Below are 16,448 nucleotides of genomic sequence, written 5' to 3'. Positions count from 1 at the left end.
CCTCCCGAAGCATTTCCCCTTGATCCGCCGCGGAATTCCCCGGAAAGTGGCGCTTTCCGGGCGTCGCGGCGCGCCCCGTTATAAAATGCGCTGGCTTTACATCGATCTTTGGGGGGCCAGGTGCGCATCGCCATACTGGAAGACGATCCGGCACATGCCCGGATCATAGAAAAGACGCTGCTGCAGGCGGGGCACGACTGCCATCTGTTCGAGGACGGCAGGGCGATGTTGCGCGACCTCCATCGCCAGAGCTACGACATGTTCGTGCTGGATTGGCACGTGCCGCACATCGAAGGCCCCGAGATCCTGGGGTGGATCCGCCGCAACCTGCCGCCGCAGCTGCCGGTGCTGTTCGTCACCAGCCGCGACGAAGAGCAGGACGTGGTCGACGGGCTTCAGGCGGGTGCCGACGACTACATGGCCAAGCCCATCCGGCCCATCGAACTGCAGGCCCGGGTGGCCGCGCTGCTGCGCCGGGCCTATCCCGAGGCTTCGCGCCCGAGCCAGCCGGGCTTCGGAGTCTATACCTTCGACCTGCACCGCCGGGAAGCGCGGATCAAGGGCGAGCCGGTCGAACTCAAGCCCAAGGAATACGAGCTGGCGCTGTACCTGTTCCGCAACCTGGGGCGGCTGCTGACGCACGAGCACCTGCTCGAGGAGCTGTGGGGCACGAGCGCCATCGACACGCGCACCGTCACCACGCACATGTCGCAACTGCGACGCAAGCTCGACCTGCGGCCGCACAACGGCGTGCGGCTGGTGCCGGTCTACGGGCTGGGCTACCGCTTCGAGATACTGGCCGACCCGCCGGCAACGAACGAATCCAACGACGACCCTCTATGAAGAACCTACCCAGCATGGACGCCGGCATCCGGCTGTCCGCGTGGGCCATCGCCGCCGCTTGCGTGTTCGGCACGGCGCCGGCTCATGCCCAGCAGGCCGAGCCGGTGCGTCACCTGGTGCGCGACGGCGACACCTTGTATGACCTCGCCCAGGCCTACCTGGAAGACCCCGGCCAATGGCAGGCCCTGGCCCGCGAGAACGGCAATCCCAATCCGCTCAGGCTCAAGCCGGGTTCGGTCATCGTCGTGCCCGACGCGCTGCTGCGCAAGAAGCCCGGCGGCGCGCGCGTGGTCCACGTCTCGGGAGGCGTGCGCTATACGACGCGCAGCGGCTCGACCGGCGCGCTGGAACGCGACATGCGGCTGATCGACGGCGATCGCCTGAGCACCGATGCCGGCGGCTTTGCCACGCTGGAGATGGCGGACGGCTCGGTGGTGCGCGTGGCGGGCGACTCCGAACTGCGCCTGGAACGCCTGAAGTACAGCCTGACGAAGAAGCGCGCCGACACCTCGCTGGTGCTGGACAAGGGCCGTGTCGAATCGCGCGTCTCGCCGCAGCGGCCCACGGGCAGCCGTTTCCAGGTCGACACGCCGCTGATGGCCGCCGGCGTGCGAGGTACCGAGTTCGGCGTCTCGATGCGCGAGGGCAGCTCGGCCACCAGCGACGTGCTGGAGGGGGAAGTCGAACTGCGCGTGGCGCGTTCGGGCTCGACCGCGCGGGTCGCTGCGGGCCTGGGGGGCGCGGTCGCCACCGATGCGCCGACCGCCACGCTGTCGCCGTTGCTGGCGGCGCCGGACCTGTCCGGCGTCCAGGCATTGCAGCAGCGACCCATCATCGATCTGGCGTTTCCCGCGCTGGCCGGCGCGGCCTCGTACCGCGCCTTCATCTGGCCCGCCCATGCCGCCGAACAGGTGGTCAGCAACCTCGTGACCGCCACGCCGCGCGTGCGCTTCGCCGGCCTCGACGACGGCGACTACGTGGTGCGGATCAATGGCGTCGACGCGCAGGGCATCGAGGGCCGCCCGGTCACCTGGCCGATCAAGCTCAAGGCCCGGCCCGAGCCGCCGGTCACCATCGCGCCGCCCGACGGTGGCGTGGTCGAGCAGACCGAGGCCGTGCTCCGCTGGACGGGCGCGGACGGCACCATCGGCTACCGCCTGCAGGTGTCGCGCGACCAGGCCTTCGCCAACCCCTTCGTCGACGAAAGCATGCTGTCCACGGATTCCCACGCCGTGCGCGGGCTGGCCTCGGGCAACTACTTCTGGCGCGTGGGCAGTGTCGTCCAGGGCAAGGACGGCAGACCCGATGCCGGACCCTACAGCGATCCGCGCCGCTTCATGGTGCGCCTGCCCGTGGGCGGCAAGCTCGGCATGAGCCAGCAGGGCGACGAAGTCGTGCTGACCTGGGACGGCGAGGAAGGGCAGAACTACCTCGTCCAGGTCGCGCGCGACGCCGGCTTTGCCGGCATCGCCGCCGAGCGCCGCATCACGGAGCGCAAATGGGCGCTCGAGTCCTTGCCCGCCGGCGAGTATTTCGTCCGCATCCAGGCGACGGACAGCGACGGCTATGTGCGCGATTTCACGCGTCCGCAGCGCTTCCGCGTCAATCGCACGGTCCGCAGCGGGGACGGTGCGTTGCGATCGGGTGACGGCCAGGAAATCCAGCTTCCCTAGGGCCTGTTCACGCGCATGGACCGCCAGGCCGCATCCGCCACGCTGCGCCCGGGGCCCGGGCGGCCCCGGGCCGCGGTCCGCGGCATCGCGGTCGTCGCGGGCTTGCTGCTGGCTGCCTTGCTGGCCTGGCAGAACGGCCTGGGCCGTCTGGACGCGGCCCTGTACGACTTCCTCAGCCGGCTGGATCCCGCCGTGCCGAGCCAGGACATCGTGGTGGTGGCCATCGACGAGGCCAGCCTGGCGAAGGTGGGCCGCTGGCCGTGGAGCCGCGACCAGCAGATCGACCTGATCGAGCGCATCGCCCAACAGTCGCCGGCCGCGCTGGGCCTGGACCTGCTGCTGTCCGAGCCGTCGGCCGATCCGTCGGTGGACCTGCGCATGGCCGAAGCCATCCGCCGCAGCGGCAACGTCGTGCTTCCGGTCTTCACCGCCGACACGGGCGGCAGGGTGCAGGCCATGCTGCCGGTGCCGCCGCTTGCCGCCGCGGCCCGGTCACTGGGGCATGTCTCGGTCGAACCGGACGCCGACGGCGTGGTGCGCAGCGTCTTCCTGCGCGAAGGCACCCGGGACCGCCAGTGGAACCACTTCGCGCTGGCGCTGCTGCAGATCGCCGGCAGGGCCGTCGCCCGGCCGCTGCCGGGGAACCGGGCGCCGGCTGGCCCGGAGACGGCACCGGAGGCATGGTGGCGGGATTTCTGGATACATATCGACTATGCCGGGCCGGCCGGAACCTATCGCACTGTTTCCGCCGCCCAGGTGCTGGCGGGCGAGCTGCCCGACGGCGCGCTGGACGGACGCATCGTGCTGGTCGGATCCACCGCGGCGGGCCTGGGGGACGTCTATCCCACGCCCTTGTCGGCGCGCCACAGCTTCACCCCGGGGGTGGAGATTTCCGCCAACGTGATCGACAACCTGATGTCGGGAACGGCGCGCCGCGTCATCGCCCCGTGGGCGGGGGCGCTGCTGACGGTACTGCTGGTGGCGGCGATGCTGCCGGCGCTTTGGCTGTTCGCGCCGGGCTGGGCGCTGGCGGCATCGGTGGCGGGGATAGGCGTGGCGGCGGCAGCGAGCGGCGCCATGCTGCTGGCCGAGGGCGTCTGGTGGCCGCCCGGCGCGGCGGTGCTGGCCATCGCGGCTTTCTACCTGGGATGGAACTGGCGGCGCCTGGAACGCGCGGCCGGTTATCTGGTGGACGAACTGGGCCGGTTGAAGCGCCATGGCGCGGTGCTGCCGCAGGATGCGGCCGCGCCGGCCGGCGACCTCATCGACCGGCGGATCCACGACCTGGCCCGCGCCACGGGGCGCTTGCTGGACGTGCAGGCCTTCATGTCGTCCGTGATAGAAAGCCTGCCCGAGGCGGCGCTGGCGGTGGGCGAGGACGGCCGCGTCCTGCTTGCCAATCGCGAAGCCGTGCGGCAGTTCGGCGCGGCCGCCGCCAAGGGCGAGGAGATGGCCCGCCTGCTGGCGGATTTCACGCTGGTGGGCGGCGGCCCGCTCAGCTGGCCCGCGGCGGTGGCGCCGGGACATTTCGCCGAATGCCGCGATGCCGCCGGGCGGGCCTTCCTGTTCGAGTATGCGCGGTGCGCGGGAGAAGAGGGCGGCGAGACCGCCTGGATCGCCACGCTGGTCGACATCAATCCGCTGCGCGAGGCAGAGCGCAAGCGCGACCAGGCCCTGCGCTTCCTGTCGCACGACATCCGGTCGCCGCAGGGGGCCATCCTGGCCCTGCTGGACCTGCATCGCAGCGACCCCGGCGAACTTCCGCAGGACGAACTCCTGGACCGCATCCGGCGCTACGTGCTGCGCACGCAGGCCCTGGCGGAATCGTTCGTCGAGCTGGCACGGCTGGCGACGGCGCCGGTCCGCGACGACGTATTCGAGGGTACGGACGTGGTCCTGGACGCCGCCGACGAATGCTGGAGCCTGGCCCAGGCCAAGCACATCGAACTCGATGCCGACGTGCCGGACGACGGCGCGCCGCTGCGCGGCGACCGTGCGCAACTGACGCGCGCCCTGATCAACCTGATCGGCAACGCGATCAAGTACAGCCCGCCGCATACGCGGGTGGATTGCCGCATGGTGCGCCGGGAAGACCTGTGGTGCATCGCGGTGCGGGACCAGGGACGAGGCATCGCCGCCGAGGACCAGGCCCGCCTGTTCCAGGAGTTCTCGCGCGTGGGTGGCGCGGCGGACGGCGACGAACCGGGTTTCGGGCTGGGCCTGGCCTTCGTCAAGGCCGTAGTCGAGCGGCATGGCGGAAAGATAGAGTGCCAGAGCGCGCCGGGGCAGGGCAGCGAATTCCGGCTGTTCCTGCCTGCCACGGTAAACAACACTGAACCCCGGGCGAGTGGCCGCGGCGGACACGCGTAGACTGCAGGCTGTCTACGAAGTCAGTGGTACGAATGGCTGAACGATTATTGGTGATACTCATCCTGTGCGCGGCGATGGCTGCGCCGTTCGGCCTGATCTGGCTGAATGCGCGGCAGATCTGGACCGATCTGGTCGTCGTCTATCCGCCGCAGGCGGCGATATGCAAAGGGGCGCCCGGGTCGGAATGGTATGATGCCGTCCTGTCTTCCTGACCGCAGTCGTAAGCGTTAACGTCATCCAACGCGCTGAACGTCGCGCCAGCCCGCCGGGCCCGTGTGCGCCGCTTATCGACGTCCGATGATGAACAACGCCTCTCCTTCCGTCTCCTCTCCTTCCTCCCACGAATCCGCGCTGCGCCTGCTGCCGCTGGTCGCCATCGTCTTTTCCGGCTTCCTGGCCGTCGGCCTGCCGCTTCCAGCGCTGCCGCTCTACGTGAACGGCGTGCTCGACTTCAGCCCGCTGGTCGTGGGCTGGATCATCGGCCTGCAGCCGTTGACCACGATCCTGACCCGCAAGTTCGCCGGTACCTACGTCGACAGGCACGGGCCGCGCCAGTCGGTGATGATGGGATTGCCCATGGCCGCCATGGCGGGGCTGCTCTACGTGGCCTCGGCGCTGATTCCCCATCCGTCGCTTGCGCTTGCGGTGCTGGTCGTCGGCCGCGTGTTGATGGGGCCGGCCGAAAGCCTGTTCCTGACCGGCACCATGACCTGGGGCATCGGCCGGGTGGGGCCGCAGCGCACCGGCATCGTGATGTCCTGGCAGGGTATTGCGATGTTCGCGGCGCTCGGCCTGGGCGCGCCGCTGGGCGTCTGGGTCATGCAGCAGGTCGACTTCCTGGCCGTCGGGCTGGCCACCGTCGCCTTCCCGCTGCTGGGCCTGGCGATCGCCTGGCGCGTGCCGCCGGTGCCCGTGGTCGGCGGGGCCAGGAAGCAGGTGCCGTTCCTGCGCGTGATCGGCATGATCTGGCGGCAGGGCGGCGCGCTGTCGCTCGCCTCGGCGCCCTTCGCGGTGCTGACCGCCTTCGTGGTGCTGTACTTCGCAAGCCGTGGCTGGGATGGCGCCGGCCTGGCCCTGACGGGATTCGCCGCGGGCTACATCCTGGTCCGGCTGTTCTTCGGCAGGCTGCCCGACCAGCTGGGCGGACGCAAGGTCGCGGCCATCTCGCTGGTGATCGAGGCCCTGGGCCAGTTCCTGTTGTGGATGGCGCCCAGCCCCGGTTTCGCGCTGGCAGGCGCCACCTTGACGGGCGTGGGATTTTCGCTGGTGTTCCCGGCCATGGGCGTGGAGGCCATGCGCCGCGTGCCGCCCGAGAGCCGGGGCGTGGCCGTGGGCGGATTCCTGGCCTTCGTGGACATCACCTCGGGCGTGACCGGGCCGCTGGCGGGCCTGCTGATCGGTGCCTACGGCTATCGCGCGGCCTTCCTGGCCGGCCTGGCCGCCTGCGCCATCTCCTTCGCCGTCATCGTGTTCGGCATGGGCAGGGAACCGCAGCGGGGCGCCTGAGCCTGGCGCCCCGGCATGCCGGTCACTCCAGCACGCGCGATACTTCGTAGATGGCTGTCGTTCCGCTGACCTCGTTGCCGATGATCAGCAGCGGCTGGCCCGTGGGCGACTTCGCCGCGGGTACGAACTTCAGGCCTTCGGGACCGAGGTCGCCCATCTTGGCAAGGTTCTCGTTCGAAGGCTCGTCCGTCCAATTGGCGCGGGTGTTGAAGTAATCCATGAACACCGGCGCCTTGGGATCGGTGATGTCGTAGACCATCACGCCGCCCATGCGCTCCAGGCCGATGAAGGCGAAGGTCTTGTCGCCCATGACGCCGATTTCCACGCCTTCGGGTTCGGGGCCCTTGGCGTCGCTGCGGCTGTCGAAAGTGGCTTTCTCGTCATGGCCGGTGTTGAAGTAGGTGGCGCAGGGCACGTCGCGGTCGGGGCCGAGCTTGCACGAGTCGCTGGCCAGCATGCGCTCGAACTGCGCGCCCGAATCCCACACCAGCTTGCCGTCCTGGTCCCAGATGGAGAACGAACGGCCGCCGTAGGCGTACAGGTGGTCGTACATGATGCGATCGCCGGTCGGGTCCTCGATGCCCTGGGCGTTGAACTTGACCGGCTTGCCGCTGGCGTCCTGGCGATAACCCATGGTCCACGAGATCTGCAGGCGGCCCAGGACGTCGTCGTCGCGGCAGGCCCCCGGCTTGCCGGCCGTGGCGCCGCAGTAGGCGAAGGTCTCGGGGTTCAGCAGGGCGCCGGCGGCCAGCGCGTCCAGCTGCGGGGGCAGGTCATCGCCACGGCGGCGGGCGAAGCCGCTGGCATGGACCAGATGCTTGACGCGGAATTCCTCGACGAAGCCCTTGCCGGCGTCGCCAGCCCAGTAAGCATCATCGTCCTCGCCCCAGGCCCGGGCGTCGCCTTCGTTGGCCGTCACGAGATAGGTCTTGCCGCCCGCGGTGTAGGAGGCGATGGCGTCGGGCAGGTACATGCCGCGCATGCCGGGAAAGGTGCGGATGTCCAGCTTGGCGGGTTCGTCGCTGGCGTCCAGCGCGTTGGCTTCCAGGCCATGGTCCTTGTAGCCCAGCGGCAGGATGTCGGTCACGGTGGCCGTGGCGATGTCGATGCGCGCCAGGGCGTTGTTCTCCTGCAGCGTGGCCCATGCCGTCTTGCCGTCGGCGGACACGGCGATGTATTCGGGTTCGAAATCCTGGGAGGCGCTGGCCTTGGGCCCGAAGATGCGCACGCCCTTGGCGCGCAGTTCGGCTTCCTTGCCGTTCCAGGCGGTGAAGCCGGCCACCCTGGCCGACGGCGCGGCGGGGTTGGAGACGTCGATGACGCTGATCGAACCCGCCGGGTCGATCTGGTAGTCGTCGCTGGGCTCGCCCTCGTTGGCGACCAGCAGGGTCTTGCCGTCGGGGGTGAAGGCCAGCATGTCGGGCAGGGCGCCCACGCCCACCTTGCCCAGCAGGGCCAGCGTGTCGGCCTTGTACAGCGCGGCGAAGCCCGGATCCGTCTTCTTCGCGGCCTGGATGGCGACGGCGACGATGCCGTCGTGGACGGCGACGCTGTTGATCTCGGCGCCGGTCGAGATGGTCGAGGCATCGATGGTGCCGATGTGCTTGGGGCTGGCGGGCGTGCTCAGATCCAGCACGTCGACCACGCCGTTGCGGGCGTTGACGACGAAGCCGCGCTTGCTGGCCGCGTCGAAGGCGGGGATTTCGGCGGCGCTGACGCCGAACTGGCCGGCGGAATAGCGACCCAGCATCTTGAGGCTGATGCTCTTGGGCGTCGGCTCGGCGGCGGGAGGCGGGGTCACGGGCGGCGTGGTGGGCGCCGCGTCGTCGCCGCCATCGCCCAGGCATGCCGCCAAGGGGATGGCGACCGCCAGGGCGCACAAGCTGCGGGCAAGGATCGTCATGCGCGAGGGCTGGGTGGCGAATGTCATCGTTCGGTGGGGTGGGTTGGACAAGCGCCGCATCATGACGGAGTAACATGACAGTCATATGTAAGGATCCCCGGCCGAGCCCGGAACCGGCCGGAGCCGCCGCGCGCGGTAGAATGCGGCGGTTCATTCCTTCCCTCCCATGTCCGACTCTCCCGATGTCATCCTGATGCGGCGCGCGCTGGCGCTGGCCGAGCAAGCCTGGCGCGACGGCGAGGTGCCGGTCGGTGCCGTGGTCTGCGACGCCTCGGGCCGCATCCTGGGCGAGGGCGCCAACCGGCCGGTCGGCAGCCACGACCCCACCGCCCACGCCGAGATCCAGGCGCTGCGCGCGGCCTGCCTGGCGGCCGGCAACTACCGCCTGCCCGGCGCCACGCTATACGTCACCCTCGAACCCTGCGCCATGTGCATGGGCGCCATGCTGCACGCGCGGCTGGCGCGCGTGGTGTACGGCGCGCCCGACCCCAAGACCGGAGCCTGCGGCGGCGTGCTGGACCTGCCGTCCATCGCCGTGCTGAACCACCAGACCCGGGTCGAGGGCGGCGTGCTCGCCACCGAATGCGGCGAGCTGCTCCGCGCTTTCTTCCGCCAGAAACGCGAGGCCGCCCGCGGCGGCCCGCCACTTCCTTCCGAGTCCGCATGAACCGACGCCGTTCTTCTCCCGCCGACGCCCACCACGACCACGACGCGCATCATGGCCACCCGCATGACGAGGCCGGCGGCCACCATCATGGCCATGACCACGCCCATGGGCCCGGTCCGGGCTTCCCGTCCCTGGGAAGCCGGCCCGGCATCTACCTCGTCTCGCCCTCGGGCGCGGTGCCCGATCCCGAGGTCATCGCGCGCGCGCGGGAGCACCTGAAGGCGCAGGGCTTCCATCCGGTGGCGGACCGGGGTGCCCTGGTGCGCCACGAGCGCTTCGCCGGCACGGACGACCAGCGGCTGGCCGCGCTGGCGCGGGCAATCACCCAGAAGCATCCCATCGTGATGGCGACCCGGGGCGGCTACGGCCTGTCGCGCCTGCTGCCGCGCATCGACTGGAAGGCCATGGCCGACAGCGGCAAGCGCTTCGTCGGACACAGCGACTTCACCTTCTTCCAGCTTGCGCTGCTGGCCAGCACGGGCGCGGTCAGTTATGCCGGCCCGATGGCAGCCTTCGACTTCGGCGGCAAACGCGTGGACGACCTGACCGCGGCGATGTTCGGCGAGACCCTGCGCGGCGAACTGGAAATCCTGAGCTTCGAATCGGAAGGCTCCGACCCGGTCGACTGCCGAGGCATCCTGTGGGGCGGCAACCTGGCGGTGCTGGTCTCGCTGCTGGGCACCCCGTATTTCCCGCGCACCCGGGGCATCCTGTTCCTGGAGGACGTCAACGAACACCCGTACCGGGTCGAACGCATGCTGGTGCAACTGGCCCAGGCCGGCGTGCTGGCCCGCCAGAAGGCCATCGTGCTGGGCAGTTTCACCGACTACAAGCTGACCCCGCACGACGCCGGCTACGACCTGGGCTCGGTCGTGCGGTGGCTGCGCCGCGAAGTGAGGATTCCGGTCGTGACCGGCCTGCCGTTCGGCCACGTGAAGACCAAGGCCACGCTCCCGGTCGGAGCGAAGATCGGCCTGGCGACCGAAGCCGGCATGGCCTACCTGGTCTTTCCGCACGGACATTGAAGTTTGCCAGGGCGCCGCGGATCCGGCTTGGCCGGTCCGCCAGTGCCGCCCTCTCGAGGGGCGCCCGTCAGGGCGTAGGGGGAGGGCCTTTTTTCTCGTCCACGGAGTAATAGCGCTCGTCATCCAGCGTATCGGTACGGAACCGCGCAGCGGTCGCGTCCCCGTCCGGCAACGGCACGTCCTTTCCCGCACGCCTATGCCGATACAGCGCCGCCCGCGCCAGCATCAGCGTCGTCGCCGGCACCGTCATCGTCAGGAACACCGCGATCAGCACCTCATGCAACGCCGGCCCTTCGTCCGTCATCGTGAAGTACAGCATCGAGGCCAGCACGATGAACACCATCCCCATCGTCGCTCCCAGCGTGGGCCCGTGCATGCGCTGATAGAAGCTGTGGAAGCGCCACAGCCCCAGGCAACCGACCAGCGTCAGCAGGCCGCCCGCCACCAGCAGCAGCGAAGTCAGGATCTCCGCCCACAGCGGCAAGGTCATCCCGTCCGTCATTCGATCACCTCGCCGCGCAGCAGGAACTTGGCCAGCGCCACCGAGCTGACGAAGCCCAGCAGCGCGATGGTGACGGCGGCCTCGAAATACTCGGTGCTGCCGGTCCGTATGCCCAGCACCAGCAGCATCAGCATCGCGCAGATGTACATGGTGTCCAGCGCCAGCACCCGGTCCTGCGCGGCCGGGCCCTTCAGCAGCCGCAGCGTGGCCAGCAGCATGGCGATGGCGATGCACAGCAGCGAGCACAGGCTGGCCCATTCGAGCATGCCATTCATTCGAAGATCTCCATCAGCGGTTGTTCGTAGCGGCTATGGATCGTATCGATCCAGTACTGCTCGTCGTTCAGGTCCAGCACGTGGATCAGCAGCCAGCTCTTGTCGTCGGCGAGCTCGATGCAGACGGTGCCCGGGATCGCGGTCAGGATCAGCGCCAGGGTGGTCAGGCCGTGCGGGTCCCGCAGGACCAGCGGCATCCGGATGAACCCGGAATTGTCGCGCCTGGACTTCGAGCCCAGGATGACCCGCGCGACGTCGAAATTGGACTTGATGCTGTCCAGGATGACGACGCCCAGCAGCTTCAGGGCCACGCCGGGCCGGCGCAAGGTGGCTCTGACGGGCCGCAGCGGCGCGGTCCACAGCGGCACGGCAATGGCCAGCAGGGTGCCCAGCAGGATGTGGCCGAGCGAGAGCGTCTGGTTGAGCAGCAGCCACATCGCCAGCAGGAACAGCGAGGTGAGCGGCCAGGGAACGATGCGTCTGATCATGGGTTGGCGCCTCCGGGGCCGGCCTGCCGGGCCGACATGATGCCGCGCACGTAGTCGCCGGGATGGTGCAGGGCACGGGCGGTGTCGGTGAAATAGCGCATCGCGGGCTGGGCCTGGACCATCAGCACGATGCCCAGCACCAGCATGGCGGCGATGGGAAAGACCTCGATCACGCGCAGCCGGGGCTGGGCGCGGCTGGAGGGGACCCAGAAGGCGCGTATGCCGATGCGGGTCAGCGACACCACGGTCGTCAGGCCCGAGACCACCAGCAGGCCCAGCAGCACCCAGGCCAGCACCGGTTCGGGATTGCCGACCTCGGGGGTGAGGCCGTCGGGGTTCAGGATGGTGGTCAGCAGCGCGAACTTGGCGACGAAGCCCGACAGCGGCGGCAGCCCGGACAGCACCAGGGCGCACGCGATGAAGCTGAGCCCCAGGAAGGCCATGGCGGCGGGAATGGCCACGCCGATGTCGGTCGTGCTCATGTCTTCTTCCGCGTCGACCGAGCGGTCCAGGCCGAAGGCTTCCAGCGTGACCGCCAGCAGGTCGGCGCCGAAGGTCCGGCTGCGCTCCATCAGTTCCTGCAGCAGGAAGAAGGCCCCCAGCGCCAGGGTCGAGCTGACCAGGTAGAACAGGGCCGCGGCCGTCACGCTGTCGCGGCCGAAGCCTATGGCCGACAGCAGCGTGCCCGAGGAAATGATGACCGCGAAGCCCGCCAGGCGTCCGGTGTTCTGCGAGGCCAGCATGCCCAGCGTGCCGAAGGTCAGCGTCGCCAGCCCGATGTACAGGATCCATTGCTGGACGAAGCCGCTGGACTCGCCGGCCTGCTCGCCGAACATCAGCAGCGAGAGCCGCAGGATCACGTACACGCCCACCTTGGTCATGATGGAGAACAGGGCGGCGGCGGGCGGCGAGGCGGCGGCGTACGAGGGCGGCAGCCAGAAGTTCAGCGGCCAGGCGCCCGCCTTGATCAGGAAGGCCACGCCCAGGATGGCGGCGCCGGCCTCCATCAGCATGCGATCCGAGCCCGCGACCTGGCCGATGCGCACGGCCACGTCGGCCATGTTCAGCGTGCCGGTCACGCCGTAGATCAGCGCCACGCCGATCAGGAACAACGACGACCCGACCAGGTTGACGGCGATGTAGTGCAGGCCCGCCTTGACCCGCTGCGGCCCGGATCCGTGCAGCAGCAAGCCATAGGAGGCCGCCAGCAGGATTTCGAAGAACACGAACAGGTTGAACAGGTCCGCCGTCAGGAAGGCGCCGTTGAGGCCCATGAGCTGGAGCTGGAACAGCGGATGGAAATGAACCCCCGCGCGGTGCCACCTGGCCAGCGAGTACAGCAGGGAGCCCAGCGCCATGATGGCGGTCAGCAGCAGCATGATGGCCGACAGCCGGTCCAGCGCCAGCGCGATGCCGAAGGGCGCCGGCCAGTTGGCGGCCAGGTAGACCGCGACCCGCACCGGCCCGGCGTCCGCCTGCCGCAGTAGCGCGATCGCCACGGCCAGCAGCGCCACGGTGGCCACCACGTTGACCACGGCCTTGGCCGTGGCGCGGCCCTCGCCCAGCAGCAGCATCAGGCCGGCCACCAGCATGGGCAGGACGATGGGGACGATCATGAGATGGTCATGCCAGGACAGCATCATTCACCCTCCCTGCCGTCCACGTGGTCGGTGCCGCTCAGGCCGCGCGAGGCGAGCATGAGGACCAGGAAGAGCGCGGTCATCGCGAAGCCGATGACGATCGCGGTCAGGACCAGCGCCTGGGGCAGCGGATCGGCGTAGTCGGCGACCTCGCTGGCGCGGTTGGCGCGCAGGATGGGGATCTGGTCCAGCGACAGCTTGCCCATCGAGAAGATGAACAGGTTCACGGCATAGGACACCAGCGAGATGCCCATGATGACCTGGAAGGTCCGGGGCCGCAGCAGCAGCCAGATGCCCGAGCCGCCCAGCGCGCCGATGGCGATGGCGATGATCACTTCCACCGGGCACCTCCCCGGGGGAGCTCGGCCTCGGCCTGCTGCGCGGCGCGGTGGCTGCGTATGGACTGGTGGCCCAGGGCGGTAAGGATAAGCATCGTGGCTCCGACGACCAGGCTGAACACGCCCAGGTCGAAAAGAAAGGCGCTGGGCACGTGGATCTCGCCCACCAGGGGCAGGTGCAGGTGGGCACCGTGCGAGGTCAGGAAGGGATAGCCGAACAGCCAGGCCCCCATGCCGGTCAGCACGGCAAACAGCAGGCCCAGGCCTATCCAGCGCTGGGGATGCAGGCGCATCTTGGATTCGACCCAGGCGGTACCGCCCACCATGTACTGCAGGATGAAGGCCACCGACAGCGTCAACCCGGCGACGAAGCCGCCTCCGGGCAGGTTGTGCCCGCGCATGAACAGGAAGACGGCGAACAGCGCGATGATGGGCAGCGCGAGCCGGATCAGCACCGAGGGCATCAGCAGGTAGCCCACGGCCGGATCGTCGCCGGCGCGCGCGGCGGCGTCGGTCTTGCCCTGGTCGATCTGCTGGTGGGGCAGGGCGATGCTCTCGGGAGCCGGGCGGAAACGCCGCAGCAGCGCGTAGACGGTCAGCGCGACGATGCCCAGCACCGAGATCTCGCCCAGCGTGTCGAAGCCGCGGAAATCCACCAGCAGCACGTTGACGACGTTGGTGCCGCCGCCTTCGGTCAACGCCCGCTCCAGGAAATAGTTGGAGATGGTGTCGGGATAGGGGCGCGTCAGCACGGCGTAGGCCAGCAGCGCCATGCCGGCGCCGCCCGCCACGGCGATGGCCAGGTCGCGCACGCGGTGCACCCAGGCCATGGCCGGCACGCGTATGCCGAGTTCCCGGGGTTCCTTGCGGCGCGGCAGCCAGCGCAGGCCGAGCAGCAGCAGGATGGTGGTGACCACCTCGACCAGCAGCTGCGTCAGCGCCAGGTCGGGGGCGGAGAACCAGACGAAGGTGATGCAGGTGACCAGCCCGGCGCCGCCCATCATGATCAGCGAGGCCAGACGGTGATACTTGGCCTGGTAGGCGGTGCCGATGGCGCAGGCGATGCCGATCAGCCACAGGATGGCGAAGGTCGGGTCGATGGGCGAGGTCTGGACGGCGGGCAGCAGCAGCGGCTGGCCGTACAGCGTGACGGCGGCCACCAGGATGGCGAAGGCGACGATGCCCAGCAACTGGGATTGCAGTCCGCGTGCGCCCAGGCTGTTGGTCAGCCGGTCGGCCAGGCCGATGGCGAAGCTCATGACGCGCTCGAAGGCCCGCTTGCCGTTGAATTTGTAGAACAGCGGCAGGCGCTCGACCGTGCTCAGGCGCAAGGTCTTCTGCAGGATCAGGTACAGCGCCGATCCACCCACCAGCGCCACGAAGCTCATGACCAGCGGCAGGTTGAAGCCATGCCAGATGGCCAGGCTGTAGCTGGGCACCGCGTCGCCCAGGATGGCGCGTACCGCGGTGGCCAGGAAGGGGGCGATGGTGTAGCCGGGCGCCACGCCCACGGCCAGGCACAGGAAGGCCAGGACCTCGGCCGGAAAGCGCATCCAGCGGGGGGCCTCGTGCGGCGTGCGCGGCAGGTCGTGCGGCGGCGGCCCGAAGAACACGTCGTGCAGGAAGCGCCACGAATAGGCCACGCTGAAGGCGCCCGCCACGGTGGCGGCGATGGGCAGTGCATGGCTCATGCCCACGGCGTTGCCGACCACCACGGCCTCGGTGAAGAACATCTCCTTGGAAATGAAGCCGTTCAGCAGCGGCACGCCGGCCATCGCGGCCCCGGCCACCATGGCCAGCGTGGCGGTGATGGGCATGACCTGCGCCAGCCCGCTGAGCCGGCGGATGTCGCGGGTGCCGCATTCGTGGTCGATGATGCCGGCCGCCATGAACAGCGAGGCCTTGAAGGTCGCGTGGTTCATGATGTGGAAGACCGCCGCCACCAGCGCCAGCGGGCTGCCCAGGCCCAGCAGCAGCGTGATAAGCCCCAGGTGGCTGATGGTGGAGTAGGCCAGCAGCCCCTTCAGGTCCTGCTGGAATATCGCGGTATAGGCGCCCAGCAGCAGCGTGCACAGGCCCGCTCCCCCGATGATCCAGAACCATTCCTCGGTGCCGGCCAGCACCGGCCACAGCCGCGCGAGCAGGAAGACGCCGGCCTTGACCATGGTGGCCGAGTGCAGGTAGGCGGACACGGGCGTGGGCGCCGCCATGGCGTGGGGAAGCCAGAAGTGGAAGGGAAACTGGGCGCTCTTGGTGAGCGCGCCCAGCGCGATCAGGACCAGCGCCACTTCGTAGACGGGGTGGGAGCGGATCAGCTCGCCCGAGGACAGCACCGCTTCGAGGTCATAGCTGCCGACGATGTGCCCCAGCACCAGGATGCCGGCGAACAGGCACAGACCGCCGGCGGCCGTGACCGTGAGCGCCATGCGCGCCCCGCGCCGTGCGTCGGGCCGGTGGTGCCAGTAGCCGATCAGCAGGAAGGACACCAGGCTGGTCAGTTCCCAGAACAGGGCGAGCTGGATCAGGTTGCCGGACAGGACCACGCCCAGCATGGCGCCCATGAAGGCGAGGAAGAAAGAGAAGAAGCGCGGCACCGGATCTTCCGGCGACATGTAGTAGCGCGCGTACAGCACGACCAGCAGGCCGATGCCGCTGATCATCAGGGTGAATATCCAGGCCAGCCCGTCCATGCGCAGGACGAAATCGAGCCCCAGCGAAGGCAGCCAGGCAAATTCGTAGCGGACCACGCCGCCGTACGACACCTCGGGGTAGAGCAGGGCGGCCTGTACCGTTCCCGCCAATGCGACCAAACCGGCAAGCCAGGCTTCTCGGTTTCGCGCATTGGCGGGCAGCAAGGCCGCCAAGACACTGCCGGCGAAGGGAAGCGCTAGGAGAATCAGCAAGGACATGGGTGGCGGTCACTCTCTTTGATATAGGTATGGGTGGGGCAACGCAGATGCGAGCAACAAAGAACGCACCTAGCCGGGACACGGGGCGGGTATGGTCCCGCGCTCGGTCTTGCGCCATGGGCGTTCGCCGGAAGGCGTCCCGCGCCGGCCGCGGGGCGCCCGCTCCGGGGACGCCATCGTGTCCAGGAGAGGCGTGCGCACGTTGCCGGCCGCAGTTCCGGCTTCGTGGCTATGCGCCCAATGGTAACAAACGGCGGAGCCGTGCTGGGCGGCACGGGCTGCCCCGTCGCCGTTGGCGGGCATTGTGTA

The 16,448-nt window shown here is 69.3% G+C and carries 14 protein-coding genes; 7 read left to right on the top strand and 7 right to left on the bottom strand.

From position 1 onward, the window contains the following. Positions 1-120: 120 nt before the first annotated feature. The 5 genes from R4823_RS13750 to R4823_RS13730 all read left to right on the top strand — a co-directional run bounded on the left by R4823_RS13750 (position 121) and on the right by R4823_RS13730 (position 6,392). Positions 121-843, top strand: coding sequence for a response regulator transcription factor (locus tag R4823_RS13750; protein WP_087840115.1), 723 nt, complete (start codon positions 121-123; stop codon positions 841-843). Further along, positions 840-2,516 (top strand): FecR domain-containing protein, encoded by a 1,677-nt coding sequence (locus tag R4823_RS13745; RefSeq protein ID WP_132978847.1) that lies wholly within the window; start codon positions 840-842, stop codon positions 2,514-2,516. The genes R4823_RS13750 and R4823_RS13745 overlap by 4 nt, the downstream gene beginning before the upstream one ends. A gap of 15 nt (positions 2,517-2,531) precedes the next feature. Continuing rightward, the gene (locus R4823_RS13740; protein WP_338619043.1) at positions 2,532-4,886 is read left to right on the top strand and encodes a CHASE2 domain-containing protein; all 2,355 of its coding nucleotides are present in this window, start codon (positions 2,532-2,534) and stop codon (positions 4,884-4,886) included. 32 nt (positions 4,887-4,918) lie between these two features. Beyond that, entirely contained in the window at positions 4,919-5,098 is a 180-nt protein-coding gene (locus R4823_RS13735) for a hypothetical protein (protein WP_140416884.1), read from the top strand. An 85-nt stretch (positions 5,099-5,183) separates the two neighbouring features. Further along, the gene (locus R4823_RS13730; RefSeq protein ID WP_243724342.1) at positions 5,184-6,392 is read left to right on the top strand and encodes an MFS transporter; all 1,209 of its coding nucleotides are present in this window, start codon (positions 5,184-5,186) and stop codon (positions 6,390-6,392) included. A 22-nt stretch (positions 6,393-6,414) separates the two neighbouring features. On the opposite strand, the gene R4823_RS13725 is transcribed toward R4823_RS13730, so the two are convergent. After that, a complete protein-coding gene (locus R4823_RS13725; protein ID WP_338619174.1) occupies positions 6,415-8,295 on the bottom strand; it encodes a choice-of-anchor I family protein in 1,881 nt (626 codons plus the stop codon). Between the two features lie 166 nt (positions 8,296-8,461). Between R4823_RS13725 and tadA the strand changes: the two genes are divergently transcribed. Together tadA and R4823_RS13715 are read left to right on the top strand one after the other, a co-directional pair. Beyond that, entirely contained in the window at positions 8,462-8,962 is a 501-nt protein-coding gene (gene tadA, locus R4823_RS13720) for a tRNA adenosine(34) deaminase TadA (RefSeq protein ID WP_087840118.1), read from the top strand. Next, positions 8,959-9,987 (top strand): LD-carboxypeptidase, encoded by a 1,029-nt coding sequence (locus R4823_RS13715; RefSeq protein WP_087840119.1) that lies wholly within the window; start codon positions 8,959-8,961, stop codon positions 9,985-9,987. Before tadA ends, R4823_RS13715 begins: the two co-directional genes overlap by 4 nt. 67 nt (positions 9,988-10,054) lie before the next feature. Here the strand turns inward: R4823_RS13715 and mnhG are convergent, their stop codons facing one another. From mnhG to R4823_RS13685, 6 genes are read right to left on the bottom strand one after another with little or no spacing between them, the layout of a single operon-like run. Then, on the bottom strand, positions 10,055-10,489 hold the full coding sequence (mnhG, locus tag R4823_RS13710) for a monovalent cation/H(+) antiporter subunit G (RefSeq protein WP_087840120.1): 435 nt from the start codon (positions 10,487-10,489) through the stop codon (positions 10,055-10,057). Beyond that, the gene (locus R4823_RS13705; protein WP_087840121.1) at positions 10,486-10,764 is read right to left on the bottom strand and encodes a K+/H+ antiporter subunit F; all 279 of its coding nucleotides are present in this window, start codon (positions 10,762-10,764) and stop codon (positions 10,486-10,488) included. Before R4823_RS13705 ends, mnhG begins: the two co-directional genes overlap by 4 nt. Continuing rightward, positions 10,761-11,252 carry a Na+/H+ antiporter subunit E gene (locus R4823_RS13700; protein ID WP_176400792.1) on the bottom strand — a complete coding sequence of 164 codons (492 nt, stop codon included), beginning with the start codon at positions 11,250-11,252 and terminating at the stop codon, positions 10,761-10,763. The genes R4823_RS13705 and R4823_RS13700 overlap by 4 nt, the downstream gene beginning before the upstream one ends. Beyond that, the gene (locus tag R4823_RS13695) at positions 11,249-12,895 is read right to left on the bottom strand and encodes a monovalent cation/H+ antiporter subunit D (protein WP_243724343.1); all 1,647 of its coding nucleotides are present in this window, start codon (positions 12,893-12,895) and stop codon (positions 11,249-11,251) included. Before R4823_RS13695 ends, R4823_RS13700 begins: the two co-directional genes overlap by 4 nt. Beyond that, entirely contained in the window at positions 12,892-13,233 is a 342-nt protein-coding gene (locus R4823_RS13690) for a Na+/H+ antiporter subunit C (RefSeq protein WP_087840122.1), read from the bottom strand. Before R4823_RS13690 ends, R4823_RS13695 begins: the two co-directional genes overlap by 4 nt. Further along, positions 13,224-16,139 carry a monovalent cation/H+ antiporter subunit A gene (locus R4823_RS13685; RefSeq protein WP_087840123.1) on the bottom strand — a complete coding sequence of 972 codons (2,916 nt, stop codon included), beginning with the start codon at positions 16,137-16,139 and terminating at the stop codon, positions 13,224-13,226. Before R4823_RS13685 ends, R4823_RS13690 begins: the two co-directional genes overlap by 10 nt. Positions 16,140-16,448 lie beyond the last annotated feature (309 nt).

The sequence above is a fragment of the Pigmentiphaga sp. CHJ604 genome (genome assembly GCF_036972535.1).
Classification (GTDB): Bacteria; Pseudomonadota; Gammaproteobacteria; order Burkholderiales; family Burkholderiaceae_B; genus Pigmentiphaga; species Pigmentiphaga daeguensis.
The sequence above is the reverse complement of the archived record's forward strand: the minus strand, read 5'-3'. Positions and strand labels throughout refer to the sequence as shown.